Raw genomic sequence first — 16,026 nt, 5'->3', positions numbered from 1 at the left:
AGGCTCGCTGCTGATGGTGACGACACGTGCAACCGACGAGGACAGGGCCGATCGATCCGCCGTGCGTACGCTGCTGCGTCTGTGGCCGTATGTGCGGCCGGTGCGTTTGCGGTTGTTCTCCGCCGCGTTCGTGGCGATCGTCGCCTCCTGTCTGTCGCTGGTCATTCCGCTCGTCCTGAAGTGGATGGTGGACGGGCCCGTCGCCGACCGGGATCCGGCCGGGGTGTGGCTCGGGGCGCTGTTCCTGCTGCTGCTCGGGGTCGGGGAGGCGTTGCTGTTCGGGCTGCGGCGGTGGCTGGTGGCGCGGCCGCTGGCGGGGGTCGAGGCGGCGATGCGGGCGGATCTGTACCGGCATCTGCAGCGGCTGCCGGTGGCGTTCCACGATCGGTGGGCGTCGGGGCAGTTGCTGTCGCGGGGCACGACCGATCTGATGCTGCTGCGCATGTTCCTCGCCTTTCCGCTGACGTTCCTGCTGGTCAACGGTGTGACGATCCTCGTCGGCGTCCTCATCATGCTGCTCCAGGACTGGACGCTGGGGCTGGTGATCCTGGTCCCGGCCGTGCCCGTGGTCGTCACCTGCGTGATCTTCGAGAAGCGGTACGCCACAGTGGCGCGCCGCGCGCAGGACCAGGTGGGCGACCTGACGACGGTCGTCGAGGAGAGTGTGCTCGGGATCCGGATCATCAAGGGGTTCGGGCGGCACCGCAGTCAGGCACGGGCGTTCCGGGAGCTGTCGCGGACGCTGCGGGGGACTGAACTGCGGAAGGCCCGGCTGCTGGCGACGATCTGGGGCGTCATCGTGACGCTGCCGGAGGTGGCCATCGGGGCGGCGCTGGTGCTGGGTGCGGTGCAGGTGGCGGACGGGGGGTTGTCGGCAGGGACGCTGGTGGCGTTTCTGTCGACGGCGCTCGCTCTTCGGTGGCCTGTGGACTCGATCGGGTTTCTGCTGGCGATGAGCCAGGAGGCGGCTACGGCGACCGAGCGGTACTTCGAGGTGATGGACGCGGTGCCGGAGTCCGAGGAGGCAGTTGGCGTAGCTGCGGGCAGTCGTGCCGCTGGGGCGGCTCCCGACCCACAGAGAGCGGCACCTCGAAGCGCCGAGCTGCGCGACGTCCCCTCGCTCGCCACCGACTCCGGGCGCGCGGACGGCCTACGGTTCCACAACGTCCGCTTCCGCTACCCCGATGCGCCCACCGATTCCCCACCCATCCTCGACCGCATCGACCTCCACATCCGCCCCGGCGAGTCCATGGCCCTCGTCGGCGCGACGGGCAGCGGCAAGACGACCCTCACGGCCCTCGTCCCCCGCCTCCACGAGGTGACGTCCGGCCGCATCACGCTCGACGGCGAGGACATCGCCGAGATGCCCAGGGACACGCTGCGCGAACTCGTCGCCGTCGCCTTCGAGGAGCCCACCCTCTTCTCGGCCAGCGTCGCGGACAACGTTCTCATGGGGGCCGGAGAAGGCGCGGGAGAGCCCGAGCTGGAGCGGGCGCTCGCCGTCGCACAGGCCGACTTCGCGCACGCCCTCCCGCACGGCACCCACACGCAGGTCGGCGAGCAGGGGCTCAGTCTCTCCGGCGGGCAGCGGCAGCGGCTGGCGCTCGCGCGGGCCGTCGTCGGACGGCCGAGGTTCCTCGTCCTCGACGATCCCCTGTCGGCCCTCGACGTCCACACCGAGGCCGCCGTCGAGGCCGCCCTGCGGGACGTGCTGGCGGAGACCACCGCGCTCATCGTCGCCCACCGCCCCTCCACGGTGCTGCTCGCGGACCGCGTCGCCCTGCTCTCCGGCGGCCGTATCGCCGCCGTCGGCACGCATCACGAACTGCTGCGCACGAACGCCGAGTACGCCCATCTGATGGCCGGGACCGAGGAGGCCGACCGATGACGGCGACGACCGCCACCGCACCGGGCAAGGAACAGCCGGCCGAGGAACCCCCCAAGCCGGGCGACCCCTTCGACCGCGACGTCCTGCCCACTCCCCCGGGCGCCACCGGGGCCCTCCTGCGCTCCCTGCTCGCCCCGATGAAGGCCCGCGTCGCCCTGACCACGTTCCTGCTGCTGCTCCAGCAGGCGGCCGTGCAGGCGGGCCCGCTGCTGGTGGCGTACGCCATCGACACGGCCGTACCGGCGTTCCGGCGCGACGACCTGGGCCCGCTGATCGCCGTCGCCGTCGGCTATCTGCTGTGCGCGCTGGCCTCCGGCGGCCTGCAGTACGGGTTCATCCTGGTCTCCGCCCGCGTCAACCAGGACGTGCTGCTCGACCTGCGCGGCCGTATCTTCCGCCATGCCCAGGCCCTGAGCATCGACTTCCATGAGCGCTACACCTCGGGCCGGCTCATCTCCCGCTCCACCACGGACGTGGAGTCCCTGCGCGAGCTGCTCGACGAAGGCCTGCAGGAACTCGTCACCGTCGTCCTGTCCTTCGTCTACATCTCGGCGATGCTGCTGTGGCTGGACCTCGGCCTGGGTGCGGTCGCGGTGGCCTCCTTCGTGCCGCTGTACCTCCTCGTACGGCTCTATCGGCGGCGTGCCGCGCGCGTGTACACCGTGCGGTCCACCGCCATCGCCGCCGTGATCGTCAAGTTCGTCGAGACGATGAACGGCATCCGCCCGGTGCGCGCCTTCCGGCGCGAGGCCGCCAACGACGCCGACTTCGCCGTGCTCAACACCCGGCACGAGCGGACGAACGGCGACGCGCTGCTGGAGATGGCCCGTTACGTCGTCGGCTCCCGGCTCGTCGCCAACACGGCCGTCGCGGCGATCGTGCTGTGGGGCGCCCACCGGGTCGCGGGCGGCACCCTGGCCCTCGGTGTACTGGCGGCCGCGGTGCTGTATCTGCGGCGGCTGTACGACCCGATCGACCGGCTCGGCATGTTCCTCAACTCGTACCAGTCGGCGGCGGCCTCCCTGGAGAAGATCGCCGGGCTGCTGGCCCAGACGCCGTCCGTGCCCGAGCCCCGGGAACCCCGGCAGCTCCCGCCGCTCGAGAGCGAGCATCCCGGCCGCGAGGTCGTCTTCGACGGCGTCCGGTTCGCCTACCGCACCGGCGGCGAGGTCCTGCCCCGCTTCGATCTCACCATCCCGGCCGGCCAGACGGTCGCGGTCGTCGGCTCGACCGGCGCCGGCAAGTCGACGCTGGCCAAGCTGCTCGCCCGGTTCTACGACCCCTCCGACGGCCGGGTCCTGCTGGACGGCGTGGACCTGCGCGAGCTGGCCGTGCCCGAGCTGCGGCGCGGGGTGGTGATGGTGACGCAGGAGGCGTTCCTGTTCTCCGGCACGGTCGCCGAGAACATCGCCATCGGGCGGCCCGACGCCGGCCGCGAGGAGATCGAGCGGGCGGCGAAGGCCATCGGCGCGCACGACTTCATCAGCTCTCTCCCCGACGGCTACGACACCGACGTACGCAAGCGGGGCGGCCGTATCTCCGCCGGGCAACGCCAACTGGTCGCGTTCGCACGGGCGTTGCTCGCCGACCCCGCCGTGCTGATCCTCGACGAGGCGACCAGCTCCCTCGACATCCCCGGCGAACGGGCCGTGCAGCGCGCGATGTCGACGGTCCTGCACGGGCGTACGGCGGTCGTCATCGCGCACCGGCTGTCCACCGTCGAGATCGCCGACCGGGTCCTGGTCATGGAGCACGGCCGGATCGTCGAGGACGGCACCCCGGCCGAACTCATAGCGGGGACGGGCAGGTTCGCGGATCTGCACCGGGCTTGGCGGGACAGTCTGGCGTGACCGTGGAGGGACGGTCTGACGTGACCGTGGCAGGACAGTCTGGCGTGACCGTCCAGGGGGACAACAGGTGATCGACGCGTACGAGGATCCGGGCACTCCGGACTCCCGGGGTGGCTGGCGGTATCTGCTGTGGCTGGTGCTGCGGCAGCCCTGGCGGTCGGCGGCGGGGGCACTGCTGGGCAGCGTGTGGATGGTGCTGCTCGCGGCGACGCCCTTGCTGATGGCCCGGGCCGTGGACGAGGGGCTGGAGAAGGACGACATGGGCGCCCTCGCCCTGTGGTCGGGGCTGCTGGTGGTGGTCGGGGCGTTCAACGCCTGGCTGAGCATCATGCGGCACCGCACGATGACGCGGGTGCGGATGGACGCCAACTTCCGCACGGTCAAGGTCGTCGTCGGGCACGCGGTACGGCTCGGGGCCGCGCTGCCACGGCAGGTCGAGGCCGGGGAGATCGTGACGATCGGCGTGGGCGACGTGCACCAGATCGCCTCCGCGCTCACGGTGATCGGTCCGGGGGTCGGCGCGATCGCCGCCTACCTCGCGGTCTCCGGCCTGCTGCTGACCGTCTCCGTCGAGCTCACCGTGGTGGTGCTGCTCGGGATGCCGATGATCGCCCTGCTCGTCGGGCCGTTGATGCGCCGTCTGCAGGGCACGGAGGCAGAGTACCGGGAACGTCAGAGTGTCCTGACGGCCCGGATCGGCGACCTCGCGGGCGGCCTGCGCGTCCTCAACGGCCTCGGCGGCAAGGGCCTGGTCGCCGAGGCCTTCCGCCGCGACTCGGCCCGTCTGCGCGAGCAGGGCTACCGGGTCGGCTCGGTGACCAGCTGGATGCAGGCCCTCGGCGTCGGACTGCCCACGCTGTACCTCGCGGTGGTGACCTGGATGGCGGCCCGCATGGCGGCCCAGGGGACCATCACGGTCGGCGAGCTGGTGTCGGTCTACGGCTATGTCGCGGTCCTCGTCCGCCCGGTGTCGTACTTCGTGGACTGGGGCTACCAGCTCGGCCGGGGCGTGGTGGCCGCACGCCGCGTCGTACGCCTGCTGCGCCTGGAGCCGGAACCGGACACGGGCACGTGCGAGGCCCCCGCCGAGCCCTCGGTGCTGTACGACCCGGAGTCCGGCGTACGGGTACTCCCGGGCCGCCTGACCGCCCTGGCCGCCGCTGTGCCGACGGAGGCCGCGGCCGTGGTGGACCGCCTCGGCCGCTACACCCCGTCGGCGGCGACCTGGGGCGGCGTACCCCTGGCCGACATCCCGTTGCCGCAGCTCAGGGCACGCATCCTGGTCGCCGACCACGAGGCGGACCTGTTCGCGGGCACACTGCGTGAGCTGGTCGGGGGGCACTGGGGCCCCGACGGCCGCAGCGAGGCGGAGATCGCCCGGGCCGTACACACAGCAGTCGCCGAGGACATCGTCCGCGGCCTGCCCGACGGCCTCGACACCCCGATCGACGCCCAGGCCCGCAACCTCTCCGGCGGCCAACGCCAGCGTGTCCGCCTGGTCCGCGCGTTGCTGGCCGATCCCGAGGTCCTGCTGGCGGTGGAGCCGACGTCGGCGCTCGACGCCCACACGGAGGCGAGGGTCGCCGAACGCCTGCACGCGGCCCGGCAGGGCCGCACGACGGTCGTGACCACCACGTCCCCCCTGGTCCTGGACCAGGCGGACACCGTCCACTACTTGGTCGACGGCAAGGTGACGGCAACGGGCACGCACAGCGAACTGCTCGACGGGGAGCCGGGATACCGGGCACTGGTGGCACGGGACGAAGACGCCGAGGAGCTCTTGAGGTGACGGAAGCCAAACGCCGATCAGGGGCGCGGGGAACTGCGCGACAAGCCACAAAGCAGCCGCACCCGGCACACAACCCCAAGTCCCGAGCCCTCCCCCGCAATTCCCTCCCCATCGCAGAACCCAAAGACGTACGACAAGCCACCCTCCGCCTCATCCGAGCCGACGCCAAAGCCTTCACCGCCGTACTCGCCCTGAACTCCCTCGCCGCACTGGCCGGCCTGGCCGCCCCCTGGCTGGTAGGCCGCATCATCGACGAGGTCCGCGCCGGCCACGGCACAACGACCGTGGACAAACTCGCCCTGGCGATCCTGATCGCGGCAACAGCCCAGCTGTTGCTGGCCCGCTAGGCCCGGTACGAAGGCCACCGCTTCGGCGAACGCACCCTCGCCCGCATCCGCGAGGAGTTCGTCGACCGAACCCTCGCCCTGCACGCCTCCGTCGTGGAACGCGCCGGCACCGGCGACCTGACGGCCCGCGGCACGGCCGACGTGGCCACCGTCGGCACCACGCTCCGTGACGCCGGCCCCGAGATGCTGATCAACGTCGTGCAGGCGCTGTTCCTGCTCGCCGCGGTCTTCGCGATCGACCCGCTGCTCGGCGCGCTGGGGGTGCTCGTCCTCACCCCGATCTGGTTCGTGCTGCGCTGGTACCTGCGGCGGGCCCGGGACGCGTATCTCGCCGAGGGCGCGGCGAACTCGGAGGTCGCGGAGATCCTCGCGGCGACCGCGGCCGGCGCCCGCACGGTGGAGGCGTTCGGGCTCCGGGAGCACCGGGTCGCGGTCAGCCGTGCGGCGCTGGAGGAGTCCCGGCGCACACGCTTCCACACCCTGTTCCTGCGCTCGGTGTTCTTCCCGGTGGTGGAGGTGTCGTACCTCTTCCCGGTGGCGGGCGTGCTGCTGATCGGCGGGATCCTGCACGCGCACGGGGCGATCAGCCTCGGCGCGGTCGTGGCGGCCGGCCTGTACTTCCGGCAGTTCGAGGGGCCGCTCGACGAACTCCTGGTCCGGGTGGAGCAACTGCAGAGCAGCGGCGCCTCGTTCGCCCGCGTGGAGGGGCTGGCACGGGCGCCCCAGGCGAAGGAAACCGATTCTCCGATCCCCGCCGACGACCGCATCGACGTGACCGGCGTGCACTACACCTACGACCGCGGGGGCGAAGTCCTCACCGACGTCGACCTCACCGTACGGCCCGGAGAACGCCTGGCCGTGGTCGGACCGTCCGGCGCGGGAAAGACGACCCTCAGCCGCCTCCTGGCCGGCGTCGACGCGCCGACCGCCGGCTCGGTGACGGTCGGCGGCGTACCCGTCGTCGCCCTGGGCCCGGAGGAGCTGCGCCGCCAGGTCGTCCTGGTCACCCAGGAGCACCACGTCTTCCTCGGCACGGTCCGCGACAACCTCCGTATCGCCGAGCCGTCCGCCACGGACGAGGAGCTGTGGGCCGCGCTCACCGCGGTCGGCGCGGACACCTGGGTACGGCGGCTGCCCGACGGCCTGGACACGGCGCTCGGCGACGGCGGCTGCCGTACGGACGGCTCGCAGGCCCAGCAGCTCGCGCTCGCCCGCGTGGTGCTGGCCGACCCGCACACCCTGATCCTCGACGAGGCGACGGCCCTGCTCGACCCGACGACCGCCCGGCACACCGAGCGCGCCCTGGCCGCCGTACTCCAGGGCCGTACGGTCATCGCCATCGCGCACCGCCTGCACACCGCGCACGACGCGGACCGGGTGGCCGTGATGGAGAACGGCCGCCTCACGGAGCTCGGTACCCATGACGAGCTGGTCGCCGCGGACGGGGCGTACGCGGCGCTGTGGCGGTCGTGGCACGGGGAGCGGCCCGCCTCGCCCGGAACGGCGTCGGCCTGATCAGGCGATCTATGCTCGGTACCAGCACTGTCCGCTTCTCCTGGGGAAGTCCGTTGAACTTCTGGTCGATCTACCAGCACGGCTTCGCGCGCGTCGCCGCGTGCACCGGCCACACCGTCATCGCCGACCCGCACGCGAACGCGGAAGCGGTTCTGCGGCAGGCGCGCCGGTGCGCGCAGGAGGGCGTCGCGGTCGCCGTCTTCCCCGAGCTGGGCCTGACCGGCTACTCGATCGAGGACCTGCTGCTGCAGGACGCGGTGCTCGACGAGGTCGAGGAGGCGCTCGGCACGGTGGTGGCCGGGTCGGCGGACCTGCTGCCGGTGCTGGTCGTCGGCGCCCCGCTGCGCCACCGCCACCGGATCTACAACTGTGCGGTGGTCGTGCACCGCGGCCGGATCCTCGGCGTCGCGCCGAAGTCGTACCCGCCGAACTACCGGGAGTTCTACGAGCGGCGCCAGATCGCGTCCGGCGAGGACGAGCGCGGCGGAACGATCCGGCTGCGCGGCGAGGAGGTGCCGTTCGGGGTCGACCTGCTCTTCGAGGCGGCGGACGTGCCCGGCCTCGTGCTGCACGCGGAGATCTGCGAGGACATGTGGGTGCCGGTGCCGCCGAGCGCGGAGGCCGCGCTGGCCGGCGCGACCGTGCTCGCCAACCTCTCGGGCAGCCCGATCACGGTCGGCCGGGCCGAGGACCGGCGGCTGCTGTGCCGGGCGGCGTCCTCGCGCTGTCTGGCGGCGTACGTCTACTCGGCGGCCGGTCTGGGCGAGTCGACCACGGACCTGTCGTGGGACGGCCAGACCATGATCTACGAGAACGGTGTCCTGCTGGCCGAGACGGATCGTTTCCCCCTCGACGACCAGTACGCCGTGGCCGACGTCGACCTCGACCTGCTGCGCCAGGAGCGGCAGCGGATGGGCACGTTCGACGACAACCGCCGCGCCCACGCCACCCGTACCGGCGACTTCCGGCGCGTGCGGTTCCGACTCGACCCGCCGACGGCGGACCTGGGGCTGAAGCGCCGGGTCGAGCGCCTCCCGTTCGTGCCCGCCGACGCCGACCGGCTCGCCCTGGACTGCTACGAGGCGTACAACATCCAGGTCGCGGGTCTCCAGCAGCGGCTGGCGGCGATCGGCAGCCCGAAGGTGGTCATCGGGGTGTCCGGCGGCCTGGACTCCACGCATGCGCTGATCGTCGCCGCCCGGGCGATGGACCGCGCCGGCCGCCCGCGCAGCGACATCCTCGCCTTCACCCTGCCCGGCTTCGCCACCAGCGACCACACCAAGGACAACGCCCACAAGCTGATGAACTCGCTCGGCGTCACCGCGGCCGAGCTGGACATCACGCCGACCGCACGGCTGATGCTGCAGGAGATGGGCCACCCGTTCGCGTCCGGTGAGCCGGTGTACGACGTCACCTTCGAGAATGTGCAGGCGGGTCTGCGCACCGACTACCTGTTCCGCCTCGCCAACCAGCGCGGCGGCATCGTGCTCGGCACCGGCGACCTGTCGGAGCTGGCGCTCGGCTGGTCCACGTACGGCGTGGGCGACCAGATGAGCCACTACAACGTCAACGGCGGGGTGCCGAAGACGCTGATCCAGCATCTGATCCGCTGGGTCATCGGCAGCGGCCAGTTCGACGACGAGACCGGCAAGACACTGGCCGCGATCCTCGACACGGAGATCAGCCCCGAGCTGGTGCCGGGCGAGGAGATGCAGTCCACCGAGTCCAAGATCGGTCCGTACAACCTGCACGACTTCACGCTCTTCCACGTCCTGCGGTACGGCTTCCGGCCGTCGAAGATCGCCTTCCTGGCCTGGCACGCCTGGCACGACCCGGAGGCCGGCGCCTGGCCGCCGGGGTTCCCGGAGGCCAAGCGGGTGGCGTACGACCTGGCGGAGATCCGGCACTGGCTGGAGGTCTTCTGCCGGCGCTTCTTCGCGTTCGCACAGTTCAAGCGCTCGGCGATGCCGAACGGGCCGAAGGTGTCGGCCGGCGGTTCGCTCTCCCCGCGCGGCGACTGGCGCGCGCCGTCCGACGGCAACGCGGCTGTCTGGCTGCGGGACCTCGCCCGTATCGACGTGTGAGCCGCCCGTCCTGTCCGTTCCGTTTATCGAACGTGAACTCCCGGACAACGAACGATTTCCGGCCAACTTTCTGACGCGGTCCTGACAGAAACCGCAGTCAGCTGGCACTCTTCCCACGGCCGCGACACAGCAACCCCACAGCACCGTCACACGACGGTGCCCGCGGCCGAACTCCCGCACGCGCACGTCAGCTCCCGCACGCGCACGTCGTTCTGCGTACCACCCCGCTCTGCCCGGACGGCCCACCCGCCGGACGGTCTCCCCTGGCCGCGTGATCCGCGGCCGCGCAGAAGGAGTCAGTGTTGAGAGACAGTTCCTCCCACAGACGCACCCCCCACGCAGCACAGCGCCCCACGGCGTCCCGCCGGGCCGCCGCCGTCGCCCTCGTCGGCGTGGCCGCCCTGATCGCCGCGGCCGTCCAGTCGGGCGCCGCCACCGCAGCACCGGAGAAGGCACCGTCGGCTGCGGGCAAGGTCATACCGGGCGCCGAGTCCGTCAAGCTGTCCCCCGCCCAGCGCGCCGCGCTGATACGCGAGGCCAACGCCACCAAGGCGGACACCGCGAAGGACCTGGGCCTCGGCGCCAAGGAGAAGCTGGTCGTCCGTGACGTCCTCAAGGACGGCAACGGCACGGTCCACACCCGCTACGAGCGGACGTACGACGGCCTGCCCGTCCTCGGCGGCGACCTGGTCGTGGAGACCGCGAAGTCCGGCGAGACCGAGGCGGTCGTCAAGGCCACCCGCGCCGCCATCACGCCGGCGACCACGAAGGCCGTCGGATCCACCGCCAAGGCCGAGAAGCAGGCGCTGGCCGCAGCGAAGGCCGAGGACGCCAAGAGCCCCGACGTCAACCGGGCGCCGCGCAAGGTGATCTGGGCCGCGAACGGCAAGCCGACCGTGGCGTACGAGACGGTCGTCGGCGGCTTCCAGCACGACGGCACCCCGCAGGAACTGCACGTCATCACCGACGCCACCACCGGCGAGAAGCTGTACGAGTGGGAGGCGATCGAGACCGGCACCGGCAACACGGTGTACTCCGGCACGGTGAACCTGACCACCACGCAGTCCGGTTCGACGTACAACCTCACCGACGGCGCGCGCGGCAACCACAAGACGTACAACCTGAACCGCGGCACCTCCGGCACCGGCACCCTCTTCTCCGGCCCCGACGACGTCTGGGGCAACGGCAGCCCGTCCAACCTGGAGTCCGCGGGCGCCGACGCGCACTACGGTGCCGCGCTGACCTGGGACTACTACAAGAACGTGCACGGGCGTTCGGGCATCCGCGGTGACGGCGTCGGGGCCTACTCCCGCGTCCACTACGGCAACAACTACGTCAACGCGTTCTGGTCCGACAGCTGCTTCTGCATGACGTACGGCGACGGTTCGGGCAACGCCAACCCGCTGACGTCGATCGACGTGGCCGCGCACGAGATGACCCACGGGCTCACGTCGAACACGGCCGGTCTCAACTACAGCGGCGAGTCCGGCGGCCTGAACGAGGCCACCTCCGACATCTTCGGCTCGACGGTCGAGTTCTACGCCAACAACTCCTCCGACGTCGGTGACTACCTCATCGGCGAGGAGATCAACATCAACGGCGACGGCACCCCGCTGCGCTACATGGACAAGCCCAGCAAGGACGGCGCGTCCAAGGACGCCTGGTACTCGGGCATCGGCTCGATCGACGTGCACTACTCGTCGGGCCCCGCGAACCACTTCTTCTACCTGCTGAGCGAGGGCAGCGGCACCAAGACCATCAACGGTGTCACCTACAACTCGCCCACCTCGGACGGCCTTCCGGTCACCGGCATCGGCCGCGCCAAGGCGGAGAAGATCTGGTTCCGCGCGCTGACCACCAAGTTCACCTCGACCACCAACTACTCGGGCGCCCGCACCGGCACCCTCGCGGCGGCCGGTGAGCTGTACGGCACCACGAGCGCCGAGTACAAGGCGGTGCAGGACGCCTGGGCGGGCGTCAACGTGGGTGCGCGGTCCGACGGCGGCGGCGGTGGCGGTACGTCCTTCGAGAGCGGAACCGACGTGTCGATTCCGGACAACGGGGCGGCGGTGACGTCCCCGATCACGGTCTCCGGCCGGACCGGCAACGCGCCCTCCAACCTCCAGGTCGCCGTGGACATCGTCCACACCTACATCGGTGACCTCAAGGTGGACCTGGTCGCCCCCGACGGCACGGCGTACACGCTGAAGGGCTACGGCACCGGCGGCAGCTCGGACAACCTCAACACCACCTACACCGTGAACGCGTCCTCCGAGGTCGCCAACGGCGTGTGGCAGCTGCGGGTCCAGGACAACGCGGCCATCGACACCGGTTACATCAACAGCTGGAAGCTCACCTTCCCGTAGGCCGGTTCGCGGTCCGCTCAGGACAGGGCGTCGTCTCGGTGGGTTCAACTCCCGCCGGGACGGCGCCCGTTCACATTTTCGAAACATTTACCGGACAGTCAACTTTCGGCCAACATCACCGAACCCTCCTGACATGTACGCGCCCCAGGTGTCACTCTTCGTGCACCCGCCGCACAAGCACCACTGCACCTCCCCCACAAAGGAGCTCGTGTGACCCCCCTCTACGCGCGTCGCAAGCGCACCACTCTGGCCATCGCCACCGCGGTGGCGGCCGGAGCCCTCCTCACCACCGGTCTGACCGCGGGCAGTTCCGCCGCCGAGGACCAGGCGCAGAGCAGCAGAAAGGCGGCCCCCCTCGCCGTCCCGGTCGCGCTGGCCCCCGCGGCCCGCACCGCCCTCATCAAGGACCAGCAGGCCGAGGCGGCCGAGACCGCCGACGAGATAGGCCTCGGCGCCCAGGAGAAGCTGGTCGTCAAGGACGTCGTCAAGGACGCCGACGGCACGGTCCACACCCGCTACGAGCGCACCTACGCGGGCCTGCCCGTCCTCGGCGGCGACCTGGTCGTCCACGAGTCGTCGTCCGGCGCGACGAAGGGCGTCACCAAGGCGACGAAGGCCGCCATCAAGGTCGCCTCGCTCAAGCCGGAGATCACCGCGGCCAAGGCCGAGGGCCAGGCCGTGAAGCTGGCCAAGGCCGCCGGATCGAAGAAGACCGAGGCGGACAACGCGCCCCGCAAGGTGATCTGGGCCGCGAACGGCAAGCCGACCCTCGCCTACGAGACGGTCGTCGGCGGCCTCCAGGAGGACGGCACGCCCAACGAGCTGCACGTCATCACCGACGCTGCCACCGGCAAGAAGCTGTACGAGTACCAGGGCATCGAGACCGGCACCGGCAAGAGCCTCTACTCGGGCACGGTCACCCTCGGCACGACCCTGTCGGGTTCGACGTACCAGCTGTACGACACCTCGCGCGGCGGCCACAAGACGTACAACAAGGCCCGCAGCACCAGCTCCTCCGCGGGCACGCTGTTCACCGACGCGGACGACACCTGGGGCACCGGCGCCGCCTCCAGCTCCTCCAGCGACCAGACGGCCGCCGTCGACGCCGCCTACGGCGCCCAGGTCACCTGGGACTACTACAAGAACACCTTCGGCCGCAGCGGCATCAAGAACGACGGAAAGGCCGCGTACTCCCGCGTCCACTACGGCAACGCATACGTCAACGCCTTCTGGGACGACAGCTGCTTCTGCATGACGTACGGCGACGGCGAGGGGAACACGAAGCCCCTGACCTCGCTCGACGTGGCCGGCCACGAGATGACCCACGGCGTCACCTCCAACACGGCGGGCCTGAACTACTCCGGCGAGTCCGGCGGCCTGAACGAGGCCACCTCCGACATCTTCGGCACGGCGGTGGAGTTCTACGCGGCGAACTCCTCCGACCCCGGTGACTACCTCATCGGCGAGAAGATCGACATCAACGGCGACGGCACCCCGCTGCGCTACATGGACAAGCCGAGCAAGGACGGCAACTCCGCCGACTCCTGGTCGTCGTCGCTGGGCGGCCTGGACGTCCACTACTCCTCGGGTCCCGCGAACCACTTCTTCTACCTCCTGTCGGAGGGCAGCGGCGCCAAGACGATCAACGGGGTGAGCTACAACTCCCCGACGTCCAACGGCTCGACGGTCACCGGGATCGGCCGCGCCAAGGCCGCCGCGATCTGGTACAAGGCGCTGACCGAGTACATGACGTCGACGACGAACTACAAGGGCGCCCGTACGGCGACCCTGAGCGCGGCGTCCGCCCTGTACGGCGGCACCAGCAGCACCGAGTACAAGGCGGTGGCGGCCGCGTGGTCGGCGGTCAACGTCAGCTGACCGCAGGCCTGTTGACGCCCGACTGACGCAAGACCGGACACAGGTCCGACAGGGCGGCACCCGGAACGAAGGCATTCCCGGGTGCCGCCCTACTCTTGTCTCCCATGTCCTTCACGTACGACCACGTCGGCGCGACCCGGGAGAACGGCTTCTGCCCGCCCGGCTTCCACCCCCTGCATGTGCGCACCCGCATCGGCGAGGGCGAGGAGGTCTTCCGCAGAGCCGCCGAGGCGGTCATGACCTGGGAGATGCACCGCGCCATGGGCGTCGGCATCGACGCGTCGGCCCCCCGCGCGGCCCCCGACGTCGATGTCACGGTCACCCTCGCCGGCATGATCAAGGCACCGTGCCGGGTGGTCTGGACGGTGGAGGAACACCGGCGCGTGGGGTGGGCGTACGGCACGCTTTCCGGCCATCCGGAGTGCGGCGAGGAGGCGTTCCTCGTGGAACGCACGGGCGACGGCACCGTATGGCTGACGGTGAACGCATTCAGCCGCGGGGCGAAGTGGTACGCGCGGGCGGGGGGACCGGCCACCCGCGGACTCCAGCACGCTTATGCGCGGCGGTGCGGTGTGGTGCTGCGGCGGTTGTGCGCGCCGGTGCAGGAGGACTGACCGGGCGATACCGCGTTATCGGAATTACCCCGCAATGGGGACAATCGGTCAGAACTCTGTGATCGCAGAAAACCCCTTGACCCGGCAAACGCTTCCATGATTCCGTTTGCCTCAACGGGGGGAGTGATTCTGTGAGATTAGCGAGCATTCCTTGGGGGCAAACTCGCCGCGTCCTGGCGAGCTCAGCAGCCGCTCTGGCAATTCTGGGCAGTGCCATAGCGTGCGGCCATCAAGAGACGGCCGGCGAAGAGCGCACGAAGACCAGCGACGTGCGCACAGCGGACGACACCTCCATTCGCCGAATCGACCTCCCGCTCGACACGGCCATGAAAGCAGCCGCGGACCAGGGGAAAGGATTCGCCCTCCGCGATGCGACAAGCCTGGGCCGGTACATCAGCCCGGCCTACGCAGGCAACTTCAAGGCGTGCTTCGAAAAGCAGAAGCCGAACCTCAGGGCCGTTGATTTCTTTGCGGTCCGGCGTTCCGAGAAATGCCCACTTCGCGTCGGCGACGACATACCGCCCGGCAAAACGCCGAAGGTCCTCGGCGTGAGCCTGCGCACGGCGGTCCACCAACTCGTCGAAGCGGGATTTGCCCCGGACCACATCAGCGTCGACACACTCGACGAGGCTGGAAACAGGACCAACGAGCGCCATTGGTCATGGGAAGTCTGCACCCAGAATCCCACTGCCGGTACGCCTTTCTCGGCAGATCTGAAACCAAAGCTCGTCGTCGAAGCCTCTTGCTCCGGGGATTGAACCGGAACGTATCACTGCGAGAGAAGGAGGACGTAATGAAAAAGCGTCTGTTCGGGCGTACGGCAGCTATTCTTCCGATCGTGGCGGCACTCACTCTGGGGGTGTCTGCGAACGCCCACGCCGAGACGGACTGCACCGACTACTCCGACAACGGCGGCGGCAAGGCGACGTTCAAGGCGTACGGCGAACACCTCTTGGTGGACGACATCTTCGCCGACGGTCACTCCGCCATCGGGTTCATCGAAATCTACGGCGACGGTCAGTACTGGTACTGGAACCGGATGGGCGCGGACGGCGGTGTCCGCGACGTGGACCTCTCCCTCGCGGAGGGAACGACCGTCCACGTCGGTGCCTACCTCGGGAACTGGGACGGCACCGTCACCGGCGGCATCGACTTCGGCTCCAACGCCGTCATTCCGTCCTGTATCGGCACGGCCTGAAGCACGTACAAAGGGGAGGAGAGGCAGTCATGCGCACGTTTCTCAGGGTGGGGACCGTCGCGGCCACCGCGGCGTTGACGTTCGGTGCCATGGCGGGGGTGTCGTCGGCCGACACGTACGACAAGGGCTGCGCGGACGGGTGGAACGACCCGGGCGGCAGGGACTGCTGGGCCGAGTGGCGCAACAGCAGCGGCGTGGTCGTCTCGTGGGCCGGATTCACGGCCTATGACGAACTCATCTACGCGGTGGACGACAAGGCCGACGGTCGCGGGGTGTACGTGAAGGCCTCCTGGTCCGGCGGTTCGGCCGAGCTCAGGCACACACAGGGTGCCGACGCCCCAAGACTTGAAAAGGACCTCAACATAACGGAAGGCGCCTCTGTCTCCTTGACGATGTGCCAGACCGACGGTGGGGCGCTGCTGAACTGCGCCTACACGACAGCCATCGCCTGACGCGCGAGCAGGTGGCACATCGCGCTCGGCCGGGAGATCCCGGCC

Annotated in this window: 10 protein-coding genes and 1 pseudogene; all 11 read left to right on the top strand. The window is 70.3% G+C overall.

Annotated features, from left to right (window positions below):
* Positions 1-13 precede the first annotated feature (13 nt).
* A complete protein-coding gene (locus tag ACQEV2_RS29665; protein WP_433048011.1) occupies positions 14-1,888 on the top strand; it encodes an ABC transporter ATP-binding protein in 1,875 nt (624 codons plus the stop codon).
* Complete coding sequence (locus ACQEV2_RS29660; RefSeq protein ID WP_433048009.1) at positions 1,885-3,738, top strand: ABC transporter ATP-binding protein; 1,854 nt, start codon at positions 1,885-1,887, stop codon at positions 3,736-3,738. The genes ACQEV2_RS29665 and ACQEV2_RS29660 overlap by 4 nt, the downstream gene beginning before the upstream one ends.
* 67 nt (positions 3,739-3,805) lie before the next feature.
* Positions 3,806-5,527: an ABC transporter ATP-binding protein gene (locus ACQEV2_RS29655; protein WP_433048006.1), complete on the top strand. Its 1,722-nt coding sequence runs from the start codon at positions 3,806-3,808 to the stop codon at positions 5,525-5,527.
* A 110-nt stretch (positions 5,528-5,637) separates the two neighbouring features.
* Positions 5,638-7,389, top strand: a pseudogene (locus tag ACQEV2_RS29650) (ABC transporter ATP-binding protein).
* A gap of 53 nt (positions 7,390-7,442) precedes the next feature.
* On the top strand, positions 7,443-9,473 hold the full coding sequence (locus ACQEV2_RS29645) for an NAD(+) synthase (RefSeq protein WP_433048003.1): 2,031 nt from the start codon (positions 7,443-7,445) through the stop codon (positions 9,471-9,473).
* A gap of 302 nt (positions 9,474-9,775) precedes the next feature.
* On the top strand, positions 9,776-11,839 hold the full coding sequence (locus ACQEV2_RS29640) for a M4 family metallopeptidase (RefSeq protein WP_433048000.1): 2,064 nt from the start codon (positions 9,776-9,778) through the stop codon (positions 11,837-11,839).
* A gap of 210 nt (positions 11,840-12,049) precedes the next feature.
* Positions 12,050-13,717: a M4 family metallopeptidase gene (locus ACQEV2_RS29635; protein WP_433047997.1), complete on the top strand. Its 1,668-nt coding sequence runs from the start codon at positions 12,050-12,052 to the stop codon at positions 13,715-13,717.
* Between the two features lie 104 nt (positions 13,718-13,821).
* Positions 13,822-14,331, top strand: a complete 510-nt coding sequence (locus tag ACQEV2_RS29630) for a DUF1990 family protein (RefSeq protein WP_433047994.1) — start codon at positions 13,822-13,824, stop codon at positions 14,329-14,331.
* 269 nt (positions 14,332-14,600) lie between these two features.
* On the top strand, positions 14,601-15,089 hold the full coding sequence (locus tag ACQEV2_RS29625; protein WP_433047991.1) for a hypothetical protein: 489 nt from the start codon (positions 14,601-14,603) through the stop codon (positions 15,087-15,089).
* Positions 15,090-15,169: 80 nt separating this feature from the next.
* Entirely contained in the window at positions 15,170-15,529 is a 360-nt protein-coding gene (locus ACQEV2_RS29620) for a hypothetical protein (protein ID WP_433047988.1), read from the top strand.
* 29 nt (positions 15,530-15,558) lie between these two features.
* The gene (locus ACQEV2_RS29615; RefSeq protein WP_433047985.1) at positions 15,559-15,981 is read left to right on the top strand and encodes a hypothetical protein; all 423 of its coding nucleotides are present in this window, start codon (positions 15,559-15,561) and stop codon (positions 15,979-15,981) included.
* Positions 15,982-16,026 lie beyond the last annotated feature (45 nt).

The organism is Streptomyces sp. CA-251387, assembly GCF_050936625.1.
Taxonomy (GTDB): domain Bacteria; phylum Actinomycetota; class Actinomycetes; order Streptomycetales; family Streptomycetaceae; genus Streptomyces.
Note: the sequence above shows the minus strand (reverse complement) of the source record. Positions and strands in the feature narration are given on the sequence as shown.

Coding starts and splice junctions, on each gene's coding strand:
- ACQEV2_RS29630 (WP_433047994.1), top strand. CDS start 13,822: ATGTCCTTCACGTACGACCACGTCGGCGCGACCCGGGAGAACGGCTTC.
- ACQEV2_RS29660 (WP_433048009.1), top strand. CDS start 1,885: ATGACGGCGACGACCGCCACCGCACCGGGCAAGGAACAGCCGGCCGAG.
- ACQEV2_RS29615 (WP_433047985.1), top strand. CDS start 15,559: ATGCGCACGTTTCTCAGGGTGGGGACCGTCGCGGCCACCGCGGCGTTG.
- ACQEV2_RS29665 (WP_433048011.1), top strand. CDS start 14: ATGGTGACGACACGTGCAACCGACGAGGACAGGGCCGATCGATCCGCC.